Origin of the sequence: Frateuria sp. (genome assembly GCF_035943815.1) — a bacterium.
Lineage (GTDB): Bacteria > Pseudomonadota > Gammaproteobacteria > Xanthomonadales > Rhodanobacteraceae > Frateuria_A.
Genome location: NZ_DASZBU010000019.1, coordinates 336545 through 357775, shown reverse-complemented (window position 1 = coordinate 357775; position 21231 = coordinate 336545). Strand labels below are relative to the sequence as shown.

Annotated in this window: 20 protein-coding genes; 13 read left to right on the top strand and 7 right to left on the bottom strand. The window is 69.2% G+C overall.

Features of this window, described 5'->3' with window-relative positions:
* The first annotated feature begins 3 nt into the window (after positions 1-3).
* The 8 genes from secY (at position 4) to VGU65_RS15450 (ending at position 6553) form a co-directional block, all read left to right on the top strand.
* Entirely contained in the window at positions 4-1329 is a 1326-nt protein-coding gene (secY, locus tag VGU65_RS15485) for a preprotein translocase subunit SecY (RefSeq protein WP_327477216.1), read from the top strand.
* A 132-nt stretch (positions 1330-1461) separates the two neighbouring features.
* Positions 1462-1818: a 30S ribosomal protein S13 gene (gene rpsM, locus VGU65_RS15480; protein WP_017461853.1), complete on the top strand. Its 357-nt coding sequence runs from the start codon at positions 1462-1464 to the stop codon at positions 1816-1818.
* A 12-nt stretch (positions 1819-1830) separates the two neighbouring features.
* Positions 1831-2217 (top strand): 30S ribosomal protein S11, encoded by a 387-nt coding sequence (rpsK, locus tag VGU65_RS15475; RefSeq protein ID WP_007513384.1) that lies wholly within the window; start codon positions 1831-1833, stop codon positions 2215-2217.
* 11 nt (positions 2218-2228) lie between these two features.
* Complete coding sequence (rpsD, locus tag VGU65_RS15470; RefSeq protein WP_327477213.1) at positions 2229-2855, top strand: 30S ribosomal protein S4; 627 nt, start codon at positions 2229-2231, stop codon at positions 2853-2855.
* A gap of 15 nt (positions 2856-2870) precedes the next feature.
* Positions 2871-3869 carry a DNA-directed RNA polymerase subunit alpha gene (locus VGU65_RS15465; protein ID WP_327477211.1) on the top strand — a complete coding sequence of 333 codons (999 nt, stop codon included), beginning with the start codon at positions 2871-2873 and terminating at the stop codon, positions 3867-3869.
* A 264-nt stretch (positions 3870-4133) separates the two neighbouring features.
* Positions 4134-4520, top strand: coding sequence for a 50S ribosomal protein L17 (gene rplQ, locus VGU65_RS15460; protein WP_327477209.1), 387 nt, complete (start codon positions 4134-4136; stop codon positions 4518-4520).
* 143 nt (positions 4521-4663) lie between these two features.
* Complete coding sequence (locus VGU65_RS15455; protein WP_327477207.1) at positions 4664-5164, top strand: disulfide bond formation protein B; 501 nt, start codon at positions 4664-4666, stop codon at positions 5162-5164.
* A 15-nt stretch (positions 5165-5179) separates the two neighbouring features.
* Positions 5180-6553: a class II 3-deoxy-7-phosphoheptulonate synthase gene (locus VGU65_RS15450; RefSeq protein WP_327477205.1), complete on the top strand. Its 1374-nt coding sequence runs from the start codon at positions 5180-5182 to the stop codon at positions 6551-6553.
* Here the strand turns inward: VGU65_RS15450 and VGU65_RS15445 are convergent.
* From VGU65_RS15445 to VGU65_RS15435, 3 genes are read right to left on the bottom strand one after another with little or no spacing between them, the layout of a single operon-like run.
* A complete protein-coding gene (locus tag VGU65_RS15445) occupies positions 6490-6888 on the bottom strand; it encodes a S26 family signal peptidase (protein ID WP_327477203.1) in 399 nt (132 codons plus the stop codon). The two genes, VGU65_RS15450 and VGU65_RS15445, sit on opposite strands and share 64 nt — an antisense overlap.
* Before the next feature lie 12 nt (positions 6889-6900).
* Entirely contained in the window at positions 6901-7113 is a 213-nt protein-coding gene (locus tag VGU65_RS15440; protein ID WP_327477201.1) for a GDCCVxC domain-containing (seleno)protein, read from the bottom strand.
* A 4-nt stretch (positions 7114-7117) separates the two neighbouring features.
* A complete protein-coding gene (locus VGU65_RS15435) occupies positions 7118-8665 on the bottom strand; it encodes an amidase (protein ID WP_327477277.1) in 1548 nt (515 codons plus the stop codon).
* A 176-nt stretch (positions 8666-8841) separates the two neighbouring features.
* Between VGU65_RS15435 and VGU65_RS15430 the strand changes: the two genes are divergently transcribed.
* On the top strand, positions 8842-9573 hold the full coding sequence (locus VGU65_RS15430) for a c-type cytochrome (RefSeq protein WP_327477200.1): 732 nt from the start codon (positions 8842-8844) through the stop codon (positions 9571-9573).
* The gene (locus VGU65_RS15425; RefSeq protein ID WP_327477199.1) at positions 9570-10856 is read left to right on the top strand and encodes a cytochrome c; all 1287 of its coding nucleotides are present in this window, start codon (positions 9570-9572) and stop codon (positions 10854-10856) included. Before VGU65_RS15430 ends, VGU65_RS15425 begins: the two co-directional genes overlap by 4 nt.
* A 200-nt stretch (positions 10857-11056) precedes the next feature.
* Here the strand turns inward: VGU65_RS15425 and VGU65_RS15420 are convergent, their stop codons facing one another.
* Positions 11057-11569, bottom strand: coding sequence for a mismatch-specific DNA-glycosylase (locus tag VGU65_RS15420; RefSeq protein ID WP_327477197.1), 513 nt, complete (start codon positions 11567-11569; stop codon positions 11057-11059).
* Positions 11553-12242 (bottom strand): Dph6-related ATP pyrophosphatase, encoded by a 690-nt coding sequence (locus VGU65_RS15415; protein ID WP_327477196.1) that lies wholly within the window; start codon positions 12240-12242, stop codon positions 11553-11555. Before VGU65_RS15415 ends, VGU65_RS15420 begins: the two co-directional genes overlap by 17 nt.
* A gap of 92 nt (positions 12243-12334) precedes the next feature.
* Between VGU65_RS15415 and VGU65_RS15410 the strand changes: the two genes are divergently transcribed.
* Positions 12335-13429: a mechanosensitive ion channel family protein gene (locus tag VGU65_RS15410; protein ID WP_327477194.1), complete on the top strand. Its 1095-nt coding sequence runs from the start codon at positions 12335-12337 to the stop codon at positions 13427-13429.
* Positions 13430-13529: 100 nt separating this feature from the next.
* On the opposite strand, the gene VGU65_RS15405 is transcribed toward VGU65_RS15410, so the two are convergent.
* Positions 13530-14885, bottom strand: a complete 1356-nt coding sequence (locus VGU65_RS15405) for an ATP-binding protein (protein WP_327477192.1) — start codon at positions 14883-14885, stop codon at positions 13530-13532.
* Positions 14882-15547, bottom strand: a complete 666-nt coding sequence (locus VGU65_RS15400) for a response regulator transcription factor (protein ID WP_327477190.1) — start codon at positions 15545-15547, stop codon at positions 14882-14884. Before VGU65_RS15400 ends, VGU65_RS15405 begins: the two co-directional genes overlap by 4 nt.
* A 166-nt stretch (positions 15548-15713) precedes the next feature.
* Between VGU65_RS15400 and rng the strand changes: the two genes are divergently transcribed.
* Both rng and VGU65_RS15390 read left to right on the top strand, forming a co-directional pair.
* Entirely contained in the window at positions 15714-17195 is a 1482-nt protein-coding gene (rng, locus tag VGU65_RS15395; RefSeq protein ID WP_327477188.1) for a ribonuclease G, read from the top strand.
* Positions 17196-17225: 30 nt separating this feature from the next.
* On the top strand, positions 17226-21128 hold the full coding sequence (locus VGU65_RS15390) for a YhdP family protein (protein WP_327477186.1): 3903 nt from the start codon (positions 17226-17228) through the stop codon (positions 21126-21128).
* Positions 21129-21231 lie beyond the last annotated feature (103 nt).

The following is a 21231-nucleotide window of genomic DNA, read 5'->3' as shown; positions in this document are numbered from 1 at the left end:
ACGGTGGCGCAAGCCCAGGGCAATGCGCTCGGCGCGCTCGGCAAGCTGACGGAACTCCGCCAGCGCATCTTCTTCGTGATTGGTGCGCTGGTCGTCTTCCGGCTCGGCTCGTTCATCCCGGTGCCGGGCGTCAACCCGGAAGCCATGACCCGGCTGATCCAGGGCGGCGGCGGCCTGCTGAACATGTTCAACATGTTCTCCGGCGGCTCGCTGCAGCGCTTCTCGGTGTTCGCGCTCGGCGTGGTGCCTTACATCTCCGCATCGATCGTGGTGCAGATGATGGGCTCGGTGGTCCCGAGCCTGCAGGCCCTGCGCAAGGAAGGCGAGGCTGGTCGTCGGACGATGACCATGTACACCCGCTTCGGTACGGTTGGGCTGTCGGCGTTCCAGGCGTTCGGCATCGCCGCGGCGCTGCAGTCGCAGACGGCCGCCGGCGGCGCGCCGGTGGTGTACACCCCGGGCTTCGGCTTCATCCTGGCGTCGGTGGTAGGCCTGACGGCCGGCTCGATGTTCCTGATGTGGTTGGGCGAGCAGATCACCGAGCGCGGCATCGGCAACGGTATCTCGCTGCTGATCTTCGCAGGCATCGTGGCGGGCCTGCCCGGCGCGGTGTCCAGCACGCTGGGAATGGCCAGCAACGGCGAGCTGTCGGTGCTGAAGCTGATCCTGGTGGTGGTGGTGGTTCTTGCGGTGACGGCCTTCGTGGTCTTCATGGAACGCGCCCAAAGGCGCATCACCGTGAACTACGCGCGGCGCTCGGGCGGCCAGCGCGCGTACATGAACCAGACGTCGCACCTGCCGCTGAAGATCAACATGTCGGGCGTGATCCCGCCGATCTTCGCCTCGAGCCTGCTGATGTTCCCGGCGACCGCGGTGAGCTGGTTCGGTGCCGGCCACCAGTCGCGCTGGCTGCAGAGCCTGACCCAGGCGATCGCGCCGGGCCAGCCGCTGTACGAGATCATCTACGCGGTGCTGGTGATCGTGTTCGCGTTCTTCTACACGGCGATCGTCTTCAACTCGCAGGAAACGGCCGACAACCTCAAGCGGTCCGGTGCGCTGATCCCGGGCATCCGTCCGGGCCGGGCGACCGGCGAGTACATCGACGGCGTGATGACCAGGCTGACCGGCGTGGGCGCGATCTACCTGGTGCTGGTGTGCCTGGTGCCGACGTTCCTGCAGAACTACTGGCACGTGCCGTTCTATTTCGGTGGCACGTCTCTGCTCATCATCGTGGTGGTGGTGATGGACTTTACCGCCCAGGTGCAGGCGCATCTGGTCAGCCACCAGTACGAAAGTCTGCTCAAGAAGGCCAACCTCCGCCGCAACTAGTGGCTGCTGGGGCGAAAGGGGTTGGTCACGTTGGAAGGCGGGCGGCATGGCGCCGCAGGGCTTTCCTGTTCGGGTAATTCAGGTTAAAATTGCGCGTTTACCGCGCAAGAAACGCATCGGAGAAAGTACATCATGGCGCGCATCGCGGGTGTCAATTTGCCGGTCCAGAAGCATGTCTGGGTTGGCCTGCAGAGCATCTACGGCATCGGCCGCAGCCGGGCCAAGAAGGTCTGCGCGGATGCCGGAGTGGTTCCGACCACGCCGATCAAGTCCCTCAGCGAGGGCGAGGTGGAGAAGCTTCGCCACGAAATCGGCAAGTACGTCGTCGAGGGCGACCTCCGCCGCGAGGTGGGTATCGCCATCAAGCGCCTGATGGACCTGGGTTGCTATCGCGGCCTGCGCCACCGTCGTGGCCTGCCGGTGCGCGGTCAGCGCACGCGTACCAATGCGCGCACCCGCAAGGGCCCGCGTCGCGCGATCAAGAAGTAACGGACACCAATTATGGCCAAGCCTGTCAAGACCAAGAAGAAGATCAAGCGCGTTGTCACGGATGCCGTGGCCCACGTGCAGGCCTCCTTCAACAACACCATCGTCACCATCACCGACCGCCAGGGCAATGCGCTGTCGTGGGCGACTGCCGGCGGCGCGGGTTTCCGCGGTTCGCGCAAGTCCACCCCGTTCGCTGCCCAGGTCGCTGCCGAGAAGGCTGGCCGCGCGGCCGGCGACTACGGCGTGAAGACCGTGGAAGTGCGTATCAAGGGCCCCGGCCCGGGCCGCGAGTCGGCCGTGCGTTCGCTGAACGCGCTGGGCTACAAGGTCCTGAACATCATCGACGTCACGCCGATTCCGCATAACGGCTGCCGTCCCCCCAAGAAGCGTCGAGTCTAAGGAGTAACCCCATGGCCCGTTATCGTGGAGCTACCTGCAAGCTCGCCCGCCGCGAGGGTGCGGATCTCAGCCTGAAGAGCCCGGCCCGTGCGCTGGACTCCAAGTGCAAGCTGGAGAACAAGCCCGGCCAGCATGGCGCCAACAAGCGCATGCGCATGTCCGACTACGCCGTCCAGCTGCGCGAGAAGCAGAAGGTCAAGCGCATCTACGGCGTGCTCGAGCGGCAGTTCAGCAACTACTACGCCAAGGCGTCGACCCTCAAGGGCAACACCGGCGAGAACCTGCTGCGCCTGCTCGAGAGCCGCCTGGACAACGTCGTCTACCGCATGGGTTTCGCGGTCACCCGCGCCCAGGCCCGCCAGTTGGTGAGCCACAAGGCGGTGCTGGTCAACGGCAAGAAGGTCAACATCCCCTCGTTCCAGGTCAAGCCGGGCGACGAGGTCGCGCTGACCGAGCGCGCGCGCACCCAGCTGCGCGTGCAGGAAGCGGCGACCGTGTTCGACACCATGGACCTGCGTCCGATCTGGCTGGAAGTGGATGCGAAGAAGTTCGCCGGTACTTTCAAGTCGATGCCCGATCGCGGCGATCTGCCCTCGGACATCAACGAAGCCCTGATCGTCGAGCTGTATTCGAAGTAATTACCGGAGCCCTGCATGGCAGTTTCGTCAACTAGTGTGCTGCGGCCTCGTGGCCTCAGCGTCGAGCAGCTCGGAGCCAACCGCGCCAAGGTGGTGGTGGAGCCGCTCGAGCGTGGTTTCGGCCACACCCTGGGCAACGCGCTGCGCCGCGTGCTGCTCTCCTCGATTCCCGGCAGCGCCATCATCGAGGTGGAAATCGATGGCGTGCTGCACGAGTACACCACGCTCGAGGGCCTGCAGGAGGACGTGATCGAAGTCCTGCTCAACCTCAAGGACGTGGCGATTCGTCAGCATTCGGGCGACGAGGTCACCCTGACCCTGTCCAAGAAGGGCAGGGGCGTGGTCACGGCCGGCGACATCGTCGTCGACCACTCGGTGGAAATCATCAACCCCGAGCACGTGATCTGCCACCTGACCAAGGACATCGCTCTCAACATGCGCCTGAAGGTGCGTCGCGGCGTCGGCTACCAGCCGGCAAGCGCGCGCCAGCATCCGGACGACGAAGCGCGACCGATCGGCCGTCTGCAACTCGATGCATCCTTCGCGCCGGTGCTGCGCGTGGCCTACGAGGTCGATGCGGCCCGCGTCGAGCAGCGCACGAACCTCGACAAGCTGGTTCTGGACATCGAAACGAATGGCACCATCGGTGCCGAGGACGCGGTCCGCAAGGCCGCCGAGATCCTCAACGACCAGCTGTCGGTGTTCGGCGACTTCTCGCGCCGCGAGAGCGCGTCGGACAAGGCGGAGAAGGGCGGTTTCGATCCGCTGCTGCTGCGCCCGATCGACGACCTGGAGCTGACCGTGCGTTCGGCCAACTGCCTCAAGGCCGAGAGCATCTACTACATCGGCGACCTGGTGCAGAAGACCGAGGTCGAGCTGCTCAAGACCCCGAACCTGGGCAAGAAGTCGCTCACCGAGATCAAGGACGTACTGGGCTCGCGCGGCCTTGCCCTCGGCATGAAGCTCGAGAACTGGCCGCCGCCGGGCCTGTCGCACGGCATGCAGTTGGGTTGATGTTTGCGGCGGCGATCGAAGGATCGCCGCCGAAGTTTCAGGCTGGCGGAATCGTCAGACGCCTTTTGGAGCAGCCCTCTTGGCTGCCCGGTGATGGGCCTCGCTGGCCCAGCGGTCCTCTGGACTGCCAGAGCAATAGACGGCCAAAGATGGCCGCACTTCTCACGAGGGCCTGTTGTGAAAGGGCCCGGAATAGCGGGTAACCGCGGAAAGCCGGACATGACTGCCGGCTTTTCATAACAACAGACAGAGAGAGTTCTTCCCATGCGCCACCAGAAATCGGGCCGCAAGCTCAACCGCACCAGCTCGCACCGCGAAGCGATGTTCAAGAACATGGCCGCCTCGCTGATCAAGCACGAGCTGATCCGCACCACCCTGCCCAAGGCCAAGGAACTGCGCCGCGTCGCCGAGCCGCTGATCACGCTGGCCAAGGTCGACGGCGTCGCCAACCGCCGCCTCGCCTTTGCGCGCCTGCGCGACAAGGAAGCGGTCGGCAAGCTGTTCGTCGAGCTGGGCCCGCGCTACCAGCAGCGCCCCGGCGGTTATCTGCGCATCCTCAAGTGCGGCTTTCGCGCCGGCGACAATGCGCCGATGGCCTACGTCGAGCTGGTCGACCGCCCGCAGACAGCCGCTGCTGCAGAGGCCGAGTAAGCCTCGCGCGTACGGGCGTCCAGACGTCCAAACGACCAACCCCGGCCGGGCGACCTGCCGGGGTTTTTCGTGTTCCGGCGATGCTTGCTGACAGCGGGCAAGCAAGCGGGTAATGTCGACTTTCCGCAACGCAACATGCCGCCATGAATCCTCTGCACTGGTCCTACCGCGTCAGCTTCCTCCTGGGCTTCCTGATTTGCGTGGCCCTGCTCGGCTTTGCGCTGTATACCGAGTATGCGTGGGGGCTGACCCCGTGTCCGCTGTGCATCTTCCAGCGCATCGGTTTCCTGGTGATGGCGGTGTTCTTCCTCGTCGGCGCGCTGCACGCGCCCCGCCGCGGCCTGCGCTGGGTCTATGCCGGTGGGGTATGGCTGGGCGCGCTGTGGGGCATGGCGGCGGCCGGGCGGCATCTGTGGATCCAGTCGCTGCCGGCCGACCAGGTGCCCTCGTGCGGGCCGCCGCTCGACTACATGTTCGACGCCTTCCCGTTCGCGCAGGTGTTGCGCATGGTGTTCACCGGCTCGGGCGAGTGCGCCAAGGTCGAACCCGTGCTCGGCCTGCCGATGCCTGCCTGGACCCTCCTGTGGTTCGTAGTGCTGGCGGTGCTTTCGCTGGCGGCGGCGCTGCGCCGCCGTACCGCCTGATTGCGAGGATCGACCGTGAACGATCGCCCGATTCCCGTGGCCGGCTCGCCCGTTTCCTGGACGCCTGCCTCCTGGCAGCAGCGCGTGGCGCTGCAGCAACCGCATTACGAGGATGCCGCCGAACTGGCCCGGGCCACCGCCCGGCTTGCCGCGCTGCCGCCGTTGGTCACTTCCTGGGAGGTGCTCGCGCTCAAGCAGGCCCTGGCCGAGGCGCAGGACGGCCAGCGCTTCCTGCTGCAGGGTGGTGACTGCGCGGAAAGCTTTGCCGATTGCACCAGCCCGGTCATTTCCAACCGGCTGAAGGTGCTGCTGCAGATGAGCCTGGTGCTGGTGCATGGGCTCAAGCGGCCGGTGCTGCGCGTGGGGCGGTTTGCGGGGCAGTACGCCAAGCCCCGCTCGGCCGATACCGAGACGCGCGGCGACGTGACGCTGCCGAGCTTCCGCGGCGACGTGGTGAACGACCCGGCGTTCACCGCCGAGGCGCGGCGCGCCGACCCGCAGCGGCTGATCCAGGCGCACGCGCATTCGGCGCTGACGATGAATTTCGTGCGCGCACTGATCGACGGTGGCTTCGCCGACCTGCACCATCCCGAATACTGGGACCTGGCCTGGGTCGAACATTCGCCGCTGGCCGCCGAATACCGCCGCATGGTCGCCGCCATCGGCGACTCGCTGCGCTTCATGGAAACCCTGGCCGGCCCGATCGCCAGCTTCTCGCGGGTGGACTTCTTCACCTCGCACGAAGCGCTGCTGTTGCACTACGAGGAGGCGCTCACCCGGCAGGTGCCGCGCAATCCCGGCTGGTTCAACCTGTCCACGCATTTCCCCTGGATCGGCATGCGCACGGCGGCGCTGGATGGTGCGCACGTGGAGTATTTCCGCGGCATCCGCAATCCGATCGCAGTGAAAGTCGGGCCGTCGGTCACCCCCGAGCGACTGCTGCCACTGATCGATGCGCTCAACCCACAGGACGAACCGGGCCGGCTGACCCTGATCCATCGCATGGGCCATGGCGACATCGCCCGTGCGTTGCCGCCGCTGCTCAATGCGGTCCGACGCGAGGGGCGGCGCGTGCTGTGGGTGGCCGATCCGATGCACGGCAACACCGAAAGCACCTCCAACGGCTACAAGACCCGGCGCTTTGACAACATCCGGGGCGAGCTGGACCAGGCCTTCGACATCCATGCAGCGGCGGGTACGCGCCTGGGCGGCGTGCACCTGGAGCTGACCGGCGAGGATGTCACCGAGTGCATGGGCGGGGCCCGCGACCTGTCCGAGGTGGACCTGAAGCGCGCCTACAAGTCCATGGTCGATCCGCGGCTCAACTACGAGCAGTCGCTGGAACTGGCGATGCTGATCGTGCGCAAGTCTACGGCATCGGCCGCCTGATCCTTTGCGCTTTGGAACGGCACGCAGGTGCGGCAGCAGATGGCGCACGGCAAGTCCCTGTCACGGCGACGCCTGGCGCATCGCAACGCCAGCCCCCAACGATCGTGGCGCAGAAGGCCATGCCGTTCCGGATCGAGCGACAGTGCCACGAAGCGTGCGCGACCGACGAGCTCCTCGCGCGGCACGAAGCCGAAGTAGCGCGAGTCGTAGCTGTCGTCACGGTTGCCGCCCATCGCCAGGTAATGGCAGGCGGGAGGAAGTTCCTCAGGGCGTGCATGCCGATCCTCGTCCTTGGGGCAGACATCTGGGACTGCACCGGCCCGGGGCGGGTCCACACAACCTGCGGCCTATCCGCAGCACCCGCGCTCGGCCTGCACCGGTGGGCAGGGCACGTCGCCGTAGGAGCAGAACACGCAGCAGTCGCCGGGTCGGGGCTTGAGCGGCGCGCCGCAGGCGGGGCAGTCGTGGAAGAACAGGCAGGCATCGGTCGGCATGGTTTCTACCGACCGGTGCCCGCACTGCGGACACGTCAACGTGCTTAGCAGGCGCGGCTCGCGCATGGGGTCAGGGCGAGGCCGCGACCGGTTTGCCGCCGACGGTGTCGAGGAAGCGCGGCGCCTGCCACGCCCTGGCATGCTGTTCGAAGCCGTAGGCGATCGAGATCAGCTTGGGCTCGCTCCACTTGGCGCCGAACAGCACGATGCCCACCGGCAGGTCGTGGGCAAAGCCGGCTGGGACGGTGATCGACGGGTAGCCCGCGACCGCTGCCGGCTGCGACGCGCCGCCCACGGTCGGGTCGCCGCTGACGACGTGGTCGCCGAGCACCAGATCGGTGACGAACGCCGGCCCCCACGACGGGGCCAGCAATGCGTCCAGGTGGTCCTTGGCCAGCGCCGCGTCGATGCCCTCGGGGCCGGCGAACCGCTTGGCCTTGGCCTGCGCGTCGATGTACTTCTGCTCGGTGAGCGGGCCGCGCGCCTGCGCCTCCTCGAACAGCTCCTGGCCGAACCAGGTCATCTCCTGCGCCGCATGGGCCTTGTCGAAGGCGATCAGGTCGGCCAGCGACTTCACCTTCAAGTTGGGCCGGGTGGCGAGATAGGCGTCGATGTCGTGCTTGAACTCGTAGGACAACACGGTTAGTTCCGGGCCGCCCAGGTCAGCCAGGTGGGGCACGGTGACCGGATCGACGATCACCGCACCCTGCGCCTTCATCAGTGCGATGGCCCGTTCCAGCACGCGGTCGGCGTTGGGTTCGGCGCCGGCCAGCTGGCGCACGACGCCGATGCGCTTGCCCCTGAGGCCGTTCGGATCGAGGAAGCGGGTGTAGTCGGTCGCATGCCTGTCCGCTTCGGCTGTGGCCGGGTCGCGCGGGTCGCTGCCGGCGATCACGCTGAGCAGTGCCGCCGCGTCGGCGACGCTGCGCGCCATCGGGCCGGCGGTGTCCTGGCTGTGCGCGATCGGCACGATGCCGCTGCGGCTGACCAGGCCCAGCGTGGGCTTGATACCGACGATGCCGTTGCTCGCGGCCGGGCAGATGATCGAGCCGTCGGTCTCGGTGCCGATCGCCACCGTCACCAGTCCCGCCGCCACCGCCGCGCCGGAGCCTGCACTCGATCCGCAGGGGTTACGGTCGAGCACGTAGGGGTTCCTGGTCTGCCCGCCGCGCCCGCTCCAGCCGCTGCTGGCATGGTTGGAGCGGTAATTGGCCCACTCGCTCAGGTTGGTCTTGCCCAGCACCAGCGCGCCGGCCTTGCGCAGCCGCTCGACCAGGCCCGCGTCGCGCGGCGCCGGCGCATCGGCCAGCGCCAGCGAGCCGGCGGTGGTGAGCATGCGATCACCGGTATCGATGTTGTCCTTGAGCAGCACCGGGATGCCGTACAACGGCCCGTGCTTGCCCTTGGAGCGGCCGGCGTCCAGCGAGGCGGCGAGCGTGAGCGCGTCGGGATTGGTCTGGATCACGGCGCGCAGCGTGGGGCCGGCCTGGTCGATCTGCTCGATGCGATCGAGGAACTGGCGCGCCAGCGTGCGGCTGTCCAGCGTGCCGGCGCCCATCTGCTGCTGCAGCTGGTCGATTGAGGCCCAGGCAAGCGGTGAAGCCGGTTGTGCGGCCATCGCCGGTGCGGCGAGCAGCAGGGTGAGGAACGGGGCAAGATGGGCGGGCGATCGTTTCACGGCGGCCTCCGGTGGGTCGGTGTGCAATGGGCACGGTGCGACATGGTGTCGCGCCGGCGCAGCATAGCTCGCCCTACTGGCATGCCGCGCGCGGGGCGGTACTTATAATCCCACCCATGAGCCTGCTTTCCTCCGTGTGCCTTGCGCCGGCGCTCCTGGCCGCCGCCGTGTCCACCACCGCGGTGCGTGCCGCCGATGCGCCGACCGTGCCCGATACGCTCAAGCAGCGCATCGCCGCCTGCACCGCCTGCCACGGCGAGCAGGGCCAGGGCACGCCCCAGAGCGGCTTCTTCCCGCGCCTGGCCGGTAAACCGGCCGGCTACCTCGCGCGGCAGATCCGGAACTTCCAGGACGGCCTGCGCAAGTACGCTCCGATGGAGTACACGGTGCGCGGCCTCTCGCCTGAGTACGCGCACGAGATCGCGCAATACTTCGCCACCCAGCAGGTGCCCTACGAGCGCTCGCCGTTGCCGCGCATTTCCGAGGCCATGCTGCGGCGCGGCCAGGCACTGGCGACCCAGGGCGACGACACGCGCAAGATCCCCGCCTGCGCCGCTTGCCACGGGGCGCAGCTGACCGGCGTGGAACCGGACATCCCTGGCCTGGTCGGCTTGCCCTACGACTACATCAGCGCGCAGCTGGGTTCGTGGCGCACGCATACCCGCGCTATGGTGGCGCCCGACTGCATGGCGACCGTCGCCAACCGCCTGAGCGAGGCCGATATCACGGCCGTTTCCGCCTGGCTGGCCACGCACGAGGTGCCCTCGGGCGCCCACGCACAGCCGCCTGGGTCGGTCACGCCGCCGCTCGCCTGCGGCGTGCTCGGCGCGATGGGGGCCGCACGATGAAGTGGCTGCTGCGCACGTTCCTGGCCGTGCTGGTGCTGGCGATCGCCGGCATCGCCTGGTGGCTGTCCGCCCAGCACCATCCAGCGCTGCCGGCGGCGACCACCACGGAGGCGAAGCTGCAGGACCCGGCATTGGTCGCCCGCGGCGCCTACCTGGCCACCCTGGGCGACTGCGCCGCCTGCCACACCGCCCAGGGCGGCAAGCCCTATGCGGGCGGGCGTGCGCTGCCTACGCCTTTCGGCGATGTGCCCGCTCCCAACCTCACCCCCGACGACGCCACCGGGCTGGGCCAGTGGTCCTTCGATGCGTTCTGGCGCGCGCTGCACGAAGGCGTCGGCCGGGACGGGCGCGCGCTCTATCCGGCCTTCCCCTATACCTCCTATACCCGGGTCAGCCGCGACGACGCGTTCGCGCTGTTCGCCTACCTGAAGTCGTTGCCGCCGATGCGCAGCGAAACGGCGGCGCCCTCATTGCGTTTTCCCTACGACCTCAAAGCGAGCCTGGCCACCTGGCGCACGCTGTATTTCCGTCCCGGCGAGTTCGTGCCCGATCCTAAGCAGTCGGCCGAGTGGAACCGCGGCGCCTATCTCGTGCAGGGACTGGGCCACTGCAACGAGTGCCATGTCACGCGCGACAACCTCGGCGGCCTGCCCCGGGAGGGCGAGGCGCTCACCGGCGGGCAGATCCCCGCGCAGAACTGGTACGCCCCCGACCTGAGCACGCGCGCGCACGGCGGCCTGGAAGGTTGGAGCACGGACGACATCGTGTCGCTGCTGAAAACCGGTCAATCCGGCAAGGGCGCGGCCTTCGGGCCGATGGCCGACGTGGTGATGCAGAGCACCCAGCACCTTCGCGAGGACGATCTCCGCGCCATCGCCACCTACCTGCGATCGCTGCCACCGCGACCCGCGCCTGCGAGCGGCGAGAGTCCGCTGGACACGACTGCGCTGCTCACCCGCGGTGGCAAGCTTTACGAGCAGCAATGCGCCGGCTGCCACGGCAAGGACGGCGAAGGTGTCAACGGCATCTATCCGCCGCTGGCCGGCAACGGCTCGGTTACCGAACCGACCGGCATCAACGCGATCCGCGTCGTGTTGCTGGGCGGCTTCGCCCCCTCTACCGCGAGCCATCCGCGCCCCTACTCGATGCCGCCGTTCGCCCAGCAGCTGAGCGATGCAGACGTCGCCGCCGTGGTCAGCTACATCCGCGACGCCTGGAACAACGGTGCGCCGGCGGTGATGGAGCGCGACGTAGCGACTTACCGCCACACGCCAGTGGACTGAAGAAGCAACGGACGCGCAAGGTCAGCGTCCATGTTCGCCAGTGTCCCGACAGGTCGGACCTTGCTCTCGTCGATGCGACGCACTGCCGTTGCGCCTGGACGAGCAGTGCTGGCTGTACCGCGGGCTTCGTGCCGTGAGCGTCCGTCCCTGCAGGCGCCATGTGTGCTCGCGATGCTTTCCGCTGGCGGGATAAGCCCTGCCTACCCCTCGCGCAAGCGCCGCGCCAATTCGCGCCATGGACCGATGTCCCAGTGCCTTCGTGCCTGCCCCGAGGGCGAGGGCAGGACGAACACGCGGGTGCGGCCGATCCGTTCGGGCTGTTCGCCGTAGGCGCTGACCGCCCGACCGAGCGCGGCGCGAGCGGCGGCCTTGCTGGTGAAGGCGAGCAGGCGGGGGCGATAGCGTTCGATCTTGGCCAGCAGCGCGGGCACGTCGAAGGCATCGCGCGGCAGGTCGGCATCGTTGCCGCTGTGACGCTTGGCCAGGTCGGTGAGGCCGATGCCGAGCTCGGGCAGGGCGGGAAACTCGGCGGGAGCGAACAGCCGCGGTGTGATGCCGGCATCGCAGAGCGTCCGCCAGAACAGGTTGCCAGGATGCGCGTAGTAGGCCCCTTCGCGCGCGGAGCGCTCGCCAGCGGCGGTGCCGCAGAACACCAGCGTCAGCCCCGGCCGCAGCAGATCGGGCAGGACGTGCCCTTCAGCCGAGGGCTTCATCGAGCAGGAAATCGGTGAACTGGAAGCGGCCGTCGCGCAGCACCGACTCGCCGCGGCGCAGGGCCAACTCGCGGGCGAACAAGGGGCCGCCGTAGCTCAAGGTGTGGAACTCCCCACGTTCGCCGCAGGGATCGACGCCGGCGGGCAGGCGGTCGAGCAGGGCGCCGTCGTAGGCGCGACCACAGTAGTCGGCGTCCAGTTGCTGGGTGTCCACGCAGCACAGCACCGCGCGGTGGCCTTCGCCGACGAAGCGGCGCGAGAGCGCGGCGGTATCCTCGCCCCACAGCGGAAACAGCGTGCGCCACCCGGCACGCCCGAGCTGGCGCACGCGGTAGTCGCGCACGTCCTCCAGGAACAGGTCGCCGAAGGCACAGTGGCGGATGCCGGGCCAGCGCATCCGCGCCTGGGCAAGCACGTTTTCGTGGGCCGATTCGTAGGCCTCGTTGCTGCCGGGCCAGTCCATTTCCACTTCCAGGAGCGCAAGGCCCAGCGCCCGGGCCTGCGCCCGCAGGATGTCACGGCGCACGCCGTGCATGGCGATGCGCCCGTAGGTGCGGTTGACGGTGGTCAGCAGCGCGACCACCTGCCAGTGCGGCTCGGCGCGCAGCCGTTCGAGGGCCAACAGGCAGTCCTTGCCGCCGCTCCAGGCGAGGAGGATGGGCGTTGTGTTCATCGGCCTACTCTAAGGCACGCCCGCGGCGGCCTGAAGGTTCCGGCGCTGGCGTGCCCACGTGCCGTGGACGCGCGGCCGGGCAGGGTGGGCGCATGACGGACTACCTGCTGGACATCTGGAACCACCAGCCGTGGGTCCGCCTTGGCGTAACGGTGGTCGTGGCGCTGCTGATCGCGATCGCGGTGCACCGGCTGGCGCGCGCGCTGCTGTGGCGCTTCAGCGAAGGCCACCCGATGGCGCGCGAGATGCTCAAGGAGGCACGCGCGCCGATGGGCTGGCTGGTGCCGCTGCTGGTTATGGCGGTGGCGCTGCGCACGCGGCCGGAAGCGGCCAGCCTGCACCTGGCCGCGACCCTGGCCCAGGGGCTTGCGATCGCGCTGGTCGCGGTGGCCACCTGGCTGGGCGTGCGTTGCATCAACGCGGCGGAGTTCTTCTTCAGCAGCCGCTTCCCGGTCAATACCAAAGACAACCTGCGCGCGCGCCGCGTGCTAACCCAGGTACGCGTGCTCGGGGGCTCGGCGAGCGTGCTGCTGATCCTGATCGGCCTGGCCGCCTGCCTGATGATGGTCCCGGGTGTGCGCCAGATCGGCACCAGCCTGCTCGCCTCGGCGGGGCTGGCCGGGCTGGCGGTCGGCCTGGCGGCCAAACCGGTGCTGAGCAACCTTATCGCCGGCGTGCAGATCGCCATCACCCAGCCGATCCGGCTGGACGACGTGGTGATCATCGAGGGCGAATGGGGGCGCATCGAGGAAATCACCGGCACCTACGTCGTGGTGCGCATCTGGGACGAGCGGCGGCTGGTGGTGCCGCTCAACTGGTTCATCGAGAACCCGTTTCAGAACTGGACGCGCACCAGCGCGCAGCTGATCGGCACGGTGTATCTCTGGCTGGACTACCGCGTGCCGCTGGAGCCGCTGCGTGAGGAGGTCAAGCGCCTGTGCAGGGCCGCGCCGCAATGGGACGGGCGCGTGTGCGTGCTGCAGGTGACCGATGCGAACGAGCACGCGATCCAATTGCGCATCCTGGCCAGCTCGGCCGATTCCAGCAGCAACTGGGACCTGCGCTGCCTCGTGCGCGAGGGCGTCATCACCTTCGTGCAGCAGCGCTACCCGCAGAGCCTGCCGAGGTTGCGCGCGCTGCTGGAGGAACAGGAGGCAAGGAGCACGGTAGAGAAGGCGGGCGGGTGAGGGGCATGCGTGCCCGTTAGCCTGTTCCCTCTTCGATCGTGGAAGCAAGCGGGATCGGCAGGCCATCGATCCTACCGGGCGGGGACCATGGAGGGCGCGCTCAGCCCGGCCTCCACGCCAGCGTCGCCTGCACTCGCCCATCGCGCAATTCGAAATCCAACGACATGCCCAACGCCTCGGCCGCGGCGCGGGCGAGGGCCAGGCCCAGGCCGGCATGGCCGGCATGCGGGGGCTGCTTGCGCCAGAAGCGTTCACCGAAGCTGGCCAGGTCTTGCGGCTCCAGCTCCTGTGCGGCGTTATCGACACGCAGCCGTGCCGGTTCCAGCCGCAGCCGTACCGTGTCGCCGGCGGGGGCATAGGCCGCGGCATTGCCGAGCAGGTTGCCTATGGCCACCTCCAGCAGCGCCGGATCGGTATGCAGTTCCGTCGGCGGCGTGCCTTCGACCGCAAGCGCCACCCCGCGGCCGGCGGCCAGCGCGCGGTGGCGCTGCAGCTGGCGTTCCAGCCATGGCCCCAGTGCGAGGGACTGCAGGCACGGTCGTTCCAGCCCCGACTGCAGGCGGGTGAGCAGCAGCAATGCGGCCACCGTGGCCTCCAGTTCGGCGCCGATGGTCCCCACCTCGTGCATGATGTCGGGCAGGCTGCGGCCGCTGGGGTAGCGGCTCTCCACTTCGGTGAGTGCGCGCAGCTCGGCCAGCCGCGTGCGCGTCTCGTGGGCCAGGCCGCTGGCGAACTGGCGCTCGCGCGCGAGGCCGTCGTCCATGCGCGCTAGCACGTCATTGAAGCGCGCCACCAGCGGGTCGAGCTCGCGCGTGCCGCTGGCCGGCAGACGCTGGCCGGGGGCGTGCGGACCGATGACGCGCATGCGCTCGACCAGCGCGCGCACGGGCCTGAGCCCGCGCCGCACGATCAGCGGCACGGCCACCAGTGCGATCAGCAGGGCCAGAGCCGGTCCCAGTCCGAGGATCCAGTCCAGCGCGGTCAGCAGGCGGTCGAAGGAGTGGCGATCCTGCGCATACAGCAGGGCGCAACTGCGGGTAGGCGGGCCGTGGGTGGAGGGTTCCTGGAACGCGAAGATGACGGTGCCCAGCCGGCCCTTCCCGTGCGGCAGGTTGGCAAAGCGCGGAACCACTCCTGCCGATTGCGGCCAACCGGGCGGGACGATCGGCGGCGGGGGCGAGGTGTGCAGCACGGGCAGGCCATCGCAGCGCAGCTCGTAATAGACGCGTCCCTCCCCAGCCAACAGGGCGGGTGGGTTGCGTGGCGTGCCGGCGGCCTGTTCGACTTCCACTACCGTGGTCAGCGCCTGCGCCTGGGTCAGCAGGTTGCCGCGGAAGCGCGCCTCCATGGCGCGGTCGATGCGCCAGTCCATCGCCAGTGCGCCGCCGCCGAGCACCGCCAGGCTGGTGGCCGCCAGCAGCAGGGTAATGCGCGCGGCAAGCGAGGGCGGCTTCACGGGATCAGATAGCCGGCGCCGCGGCGCGTCTCGATCAGCCCGACCAGGCCGGCGGCGTCGAGCTTGCGGCGCAGGCCGAACACCAGCACCTCCACGCTGCGGTCGGACACCTCGGTGTCGCTGCCGGCGGTGCGCTCGAGGATCTCCTGGCGGGTGAAGGTGCGCCCGCGGTGACGCAGCAGCAGCCCGAGCACGGCGAACTCGCGCGGGGTCAGCGCCAGCGGCTGGCCGTCCACGCTGGCGCGCTGGGCCAGCGGGTCCCAGGCCAGCGGGCCATGGCTGAGCACGGCCGGCTGCGCCTGCAGCGGGCGGCGCGCCAGCGCATGCAGGCGGGCCAACAGCTCGTCGAAGGCGAACGGCTTGACCAGGTAGTCGTCGGCACCGGCGTTGAGCGCCTCGATGCGATCGCCCACCTGGTCGCGCGCCGACAGCACCAGCACTCGCGGCCGCCGCCCGCCGCCGGGCAGGGCGCGCAACACGCCCAGGCCGTCCAGCCGCGGCAGCATCAGGTCCAGCACCACCAGCTCGTAGTCGTAGCTGGCAAGGAAGCCCTTCGCCTCCACGCCGTCGGCTGCCGCGTCGACCGCGAAGCCGGCGCCGCGCAGCCCGTGTTGCAGGGTGGTGCGCAGGCGTTCTGAGTCTTCCACGAGCAGGAGCTTCATGGGTATCCCTTGAGCAGGCACGGGCGGCCGGCAAGTCTAGCGAGTAGGGTACCTCCTGGCCCAGTCCGCCTGTGCGGGAGCCGGGGCGCGCCTGCGAAGCCTGCCGCGGCGCATCGACAGTCCGCGCACCCACCCGCTATAAAGGCAGACGTTTACGGGGGTGGGTGTGAGCGAAGAGATACTTATCAACGTGACGCCTCGTGAGACCCGCGTGGGCGTGGTCGAGAACGGCATGCTGCAGGAAGTGCACGTCGAGCGCGCCTCCCGCCGTGGCTACGTGGGCAACGTTTACAAGGGACGCGTGCAGCGGGTGATGCCCGGCATGCAGGCGGTGTTCGTGGAGATCGGGCTGGAGCGCGCAGCGTTCCTGCACGCCTCGGACATCGTGCGCCCGCCGCTCCCCGAAGGCACCGAGGCGCACGGCAACGGCCACACCACCCCGTCGATCAGCGAACTGGTGCACGAGGGGCAGGAAATCGTGGTGCAGGTGGTCAAGGACCCGATCGGCACCAAGGGCGCGCGGCTGTCCACCCACCTGTCGATTCCCTCGCGCTACCTGGTGCTGCTGCCGCATGCCAAGACACTGGGCATTTCCGCGCGCATCGAGGACGAGGCCGAGCGCACGCGCCTGAAGGACGTGCTCGGCGGCCTGATAGGCGAAGAGGGCAGCCGGCTGGGCTACATCGTGCGCACCAACGCGGAAGGCCAGTCGGCCGAGTCGCTGGCGTTCGACGTGGCTTACCTGAGCAAGGTCTGGCGTGTGGTGCAGGAGAACATCGCCAGGGCGAAGGTGGGCGAGCGCGTCTACGAGGAACTCTCGCTGCCACTGCGCAGCCTGCGCGACATGCTCACCGACGACATCGAGAAGGTGCGGGTGGATTCGCGCGAGACGCACGAGAAAGTGGTCAAGTTCGTGCACAAGTTCATGCCCAGCCTGGACGACCGCATCGAGCACTACGCGGGCGAACGTCCGATCTTCGACCTCTACGGCGTGGAGGACGAGATCCAGCGCGCGATGAAGAAGGAGGTGCCGCTGAAATCAGGCGGCTACCTGATCGTCGACCAGACCGAGGCGATGACCACGATCGACGTCAACACCGGCGGCTACCTCGGGACGCGCAACCTGGAGGAAACCGTCTACCGCACCAACCTGGAGGCGGCGCAGGCGGCTGCGCGCCAGCTGCGGCTGCGCAACCTGGGCGGCATCATCATCATCGACTTCATCGACATGAGCGACGAGGAGCACCGCCGCCAGGTGATCCGCATGCTGGAGAAGGGGCTCGCGCGCGACCACGCCAAGACCACGGTCTATCCGATGTCGGCGCTGGGACTGGTCGAGATGACGCGCAAGCGCACCACCGAGAGCCTGGAGCGCCAGCTGTGCGAGCCATGCCCGGCCTGTGGCGGGCGTGGCACGGTCAAGACCGCCGAGACGGTGACCTACGAGATCTTCCGCGAGATCACCCGGGCCGTGCGCCAGTTCAACGCCGAGAAGCTGCTGGTGATGGCCAGCCCCAAGGTGGTCTCGCGCATCCTGGAGGAAGAATCGGCCGCGGTCGCCGAACTGGAGGAGTTCATCTCCAAGAGCATACGCTTCCAGCCGGAAGAGCATTACTCGCAGGAACAGTTCGATGTCGTCTTGCTGTAAGCGGCGGACTCTCGGCCGGGACGAAACGAGGTGAACGCGCGCGGGCTTAAGCGCCTGCACTTGCCGTTGCGTGGCCTTGGCTGGGCAGCCGGCGTCGCCGTGGTGGCGCTGGCCGTGCTGGTGGCTCTGGCGCAGCTGCTGCTGCCGTTGCTGGCGCGCCATCCGCAATGGGTGGCCGCGCAGCTTTCCGAGCGCCTGCAGCGGCCGGTGAGCTTCGCCTCGATGGAGGGACGCTGGCAGGCCTCAGGCCCCTTGTTCCTTATGCGGGATGTGACCATCGGCCCCGGCCCAGCCGGAGGCAGCGCACTGCGCCTGCCCGAGTCGGAACTGAAGATCGACTTCGGCGGCTGGCTGCTGCCTTCGCGGCACCTGCTCAATCTGCGTGCGCGGGGGCTGGAGCTGGACCTCGGCCGCGATGCGCAGGGGCGCTGGCACGTCAACGGCGTCGGCGGCCCGGACGGTGGCTCGCGCCAGGCCTTTTCGATGGGGCCGGTTTCGGTGGGCATCCAGCTGCGCGACCTGCAGCTGGCGATCACCGACGAGGCCAGCGGCCAGCATTACCGGTTGCTGGCCGACCAATTGCGGCTGAGCCGCCAGGGTAGCCGCATCCGCTTCGGCGCGATCCTGCGCCGCGAAGGCGCGTCCGGCCGATGGCAAGGCGCCGGCAGCTTCCGTGAGGACGGTAGCGCCGGCCGCCTGTGGCTGGCCGGCGACCGGGTCGACCTGCACTCACTGCTGGGCGACGTGGCGATCGACGGCTATGCGGCCCGGAGCGGCACCGGCAGCCTGGCCGCCTGGCTGGACTGGAAGGATCACAAGGTGGTGCGCGCCACGCTGCGCCTGGATCTTGCCGGCCTGGCCGTCGAGGGGCCGGCGGGCACCGCCCGGGTGGGCGTCTTGCGCGGCCTGGCCGGCATCACGCAACGCGCCGACGGTTACGACGTGCGCTACGCCGCCGCCGGCGGCGGCGCGCTGGCGCTGACGCTGCACCAGGCCGAGTCCGGTCCGCGCGTGGCGCTGGATGTGCGCGACTTGGATCTCGCACCGTTGCTGCCGTGGCTGGCGCTCAAGCCCTCGCTCGCCCCGGCGCTTGGCGCGTGGCTCGGCGGCGGGCGCCCCCACGCCTTGCTGCGCCAGGCAGCGCTGCGGTGGTCGCGTGCGGGCGGCGTGGAGCACCTGGAGGCGACCTTCGCCCATGCCGGCATCGACGCTGTGGGCAAGCTGCCGGGGATCGGCAACCTCGGTGGCCGCCTGCGTGGGGATGCGCAGGGCTATGCGTTGGAGCTGCCCGCGCAGGCCACCGTGCTCGACCTGTCGCACAGCTTCCGCAAACCCTTCGTACTGTCGCGCCTGGCCGGAACCGTGGCCGCCTGGCACGACGATGGCGCCTGGCAGGTCGGCGTCGATCCGCTCGCCTTCGAGGGCGAGGGTTTCGCCGGCAGCGTGCGCGGCACCATCGCGCTGCCCGACGACGGCGGCCGGCCGTTCCTGGACCTGTACGCACACATCGATCACGCGCAGGTGCCGGCGGCCAAACTGTTCTGGCCCACCGGCTCGATGCCGCCGACGGCCATCGAATGGCTCGACCGCGCGCTGGTCGCCGGCACGATCGACGAAGGCGAGCTGGTCGTGCGCGGCAGTCTGGCGGACTGGCCGTTCCACCACAACGAGGGCCGCTTCGAGGCGCATGCCCGGATCAGCGGCCTCGAGCTCGATTACGGCGAAGGCTGGCCACACGCAGACGGCCTCGAGGCGGAGGCCAGCTTCGTGGGCAACGGCATGCTGGTGCAGGCCAGCGGCGGCAGTTCGCTCGGCGTGAAGCTCGAGCGGGCGGTGGCGCTGATTCCGGATTTCGGCGACGCCGTGCTCGACCTCAACGCGCAGGGCAGCGGCAGCGGCGCGAGTCTGCTGCAGTTCCTGCGGCAGAGCCCGATCGCCCGCCACCAGGCCGACACGCTCGCCAAGCTGCGCCTGGGCGGCAGCGGCGCGTTCGCTTTCCACCTGTCGCTGCCGGTCAAGGACGTGGCGGCGATGCGGCTGGACGGCAGCGCACAGCTCAAGGACGTAGACGTGGACGCGCCGGAGTGGAAGCTCAGGCTGGACAAGCTCGGCGGCCCGCTCAGCTTCGACGCGACCGGCGTGCACGCCGGTCCGCTCACCGGCGGTTTCCGCGGGCAGCCTTCCTCGCTGGACCTGGCCATTGCCGGCGCCACCGGCCGCGCCGGCACTGTGCTGGCGGCGCGGCTGCAAGGGCGCTATAGCATCGCCGAAATGGTCCAGGGCTATCCGCAACTGGATTGGCTGGGCGCCGCATCGCAGGGACGTAGCGACTACACACTGGGCTTCGATATCCGCCACGGCACCGGCGATGCACTGCTGCAAACCTTAAGCGCCGACAGCACGCTGGCAGGCACCGCGCTCACGCTGCCGGCGCCGCTGTCCAAGCCCGCCGACGCGGCCTTGCCGCTGCACCTCACATTGGGCGTGCCGGTGGAGGGGGGCGACCTCGACCTCGCGCTCGGCGAGGTGATGCGCGCGCGCTTCCGCCTGCCGGCCGGCGACATGCAGCCGCTCGCGGCAGCGATCGGGCTCGGCCAGGCCGCGCCCGAGGACCTGCCGGACAAGGGCCTGCGCATTCGCGGCCATGCTTCCGTGCTGGATCTGTCCGGCTGGGTGCAACACGCGGCAGCCGGCAGCACCGGTGAGGGACCGGGGCTGGAGAGCCTGGACGTCAGTGCCGACCGCGCGCTGGTGTTCGAACACGAATTTGCCGGCATGCGCATCCAGGCCGCGCCGCAGGCCGACGTGCTGGGCATCGACGTCGACAGCCCGGCGATGGCCGGCCACGTCGGCGTGCCCTCGACGGACCTGCGCAAGCGCGGCATCACGGCACGCCTGCAGCGGCTCTACTGGCCGCAGGGCGCCGCACCGCCGACCGAAGGAGCGCAGCAGGTCAAGGCAGCGCCACCGCCGGCGGAGTCTGAGGCGGCGCCTGCGCAGCCCCAGGCGGGCGCGAAGGAGCCGGCCAATCCCGCGGCCACCGGCATCGACCCGGCCGCCCTGCCGCCGCTGCATTTGTGGGTGGGCGACATGCGCCTGGGTACCGCCAAGCTGGGCGAGGCGCGGCTGGAAACCTGGCCGACGGACAAGGGCATGCGCATCGACCAGTTGCGCTCGCTGTCGCGCAGCGTGCAGCTCAGCGCCAGCGGGGACTGGAACGGCAACGCGCAGGACAGCCACACGCGCATGCGCATCGATTTCTCCGCGCAGGACCTGGGCAGCATGCTCAACGCATTCGGCTACCAGGGGCTGTTCAACGGCGGCAAGACGCACGCGGTACTGGATGCCACCTGGCCGGGAGCGCCCAGCTCGCTAGCCCTGGCGACGATGGACGGCAGCCTCGCCGTCGATGTCAGCCACGGGCGCATCCCCGAGGTCGGGCCCGGGGTGGGGCGACTGTTCGGGCTGGTTTCGGTGGCCGAGCTGCCGCGTCGGCTGACGCTGGATTTCGGTGACGTGTTCGGCAAGGGGCTGGCCTTCGATTCGATCCGGGGCGACTTCCGTTTCGCCGGCGGCAACGCCACCACCGACAACCTGAAAATCCTCGGCCCCGCCGCCGACATCGACATCCGCGGCCGCACCGGCTTGCGCGCGCGCGACTACGACCAGCAGGTCTACGTGGTGCCGCACCTGGGCAACAGCCTGCCGGTGGTCGGTGCGGTGGTCGCCGGGCCGGTCGGCGCTGCCGCCGGCTTCGCCGTGCAGGGGCTGCTCGGCAAGGGCCTCAACAAGGCAGCCAGCGCGCGCTACCGCGTCAGCGGCAGCTGGGAGAAGCCGGTGTTCACCCTGATCGAGAAGCACGAAGTGCAGCCGGCCCCGGCCCCGGCCGCGTCCGCATCGGCGCCCGCGCCGGCATCGAGTTCCGGCCATTGATCCTGTTTCCGTAGCGGACTGCGAATGGCAGTTGCCGCACCCAGCGGCGCGCTTTTAAAGCCCCCGTCCGGCCCCATGTGGGATAGTCACCCCTTTCGCCCCG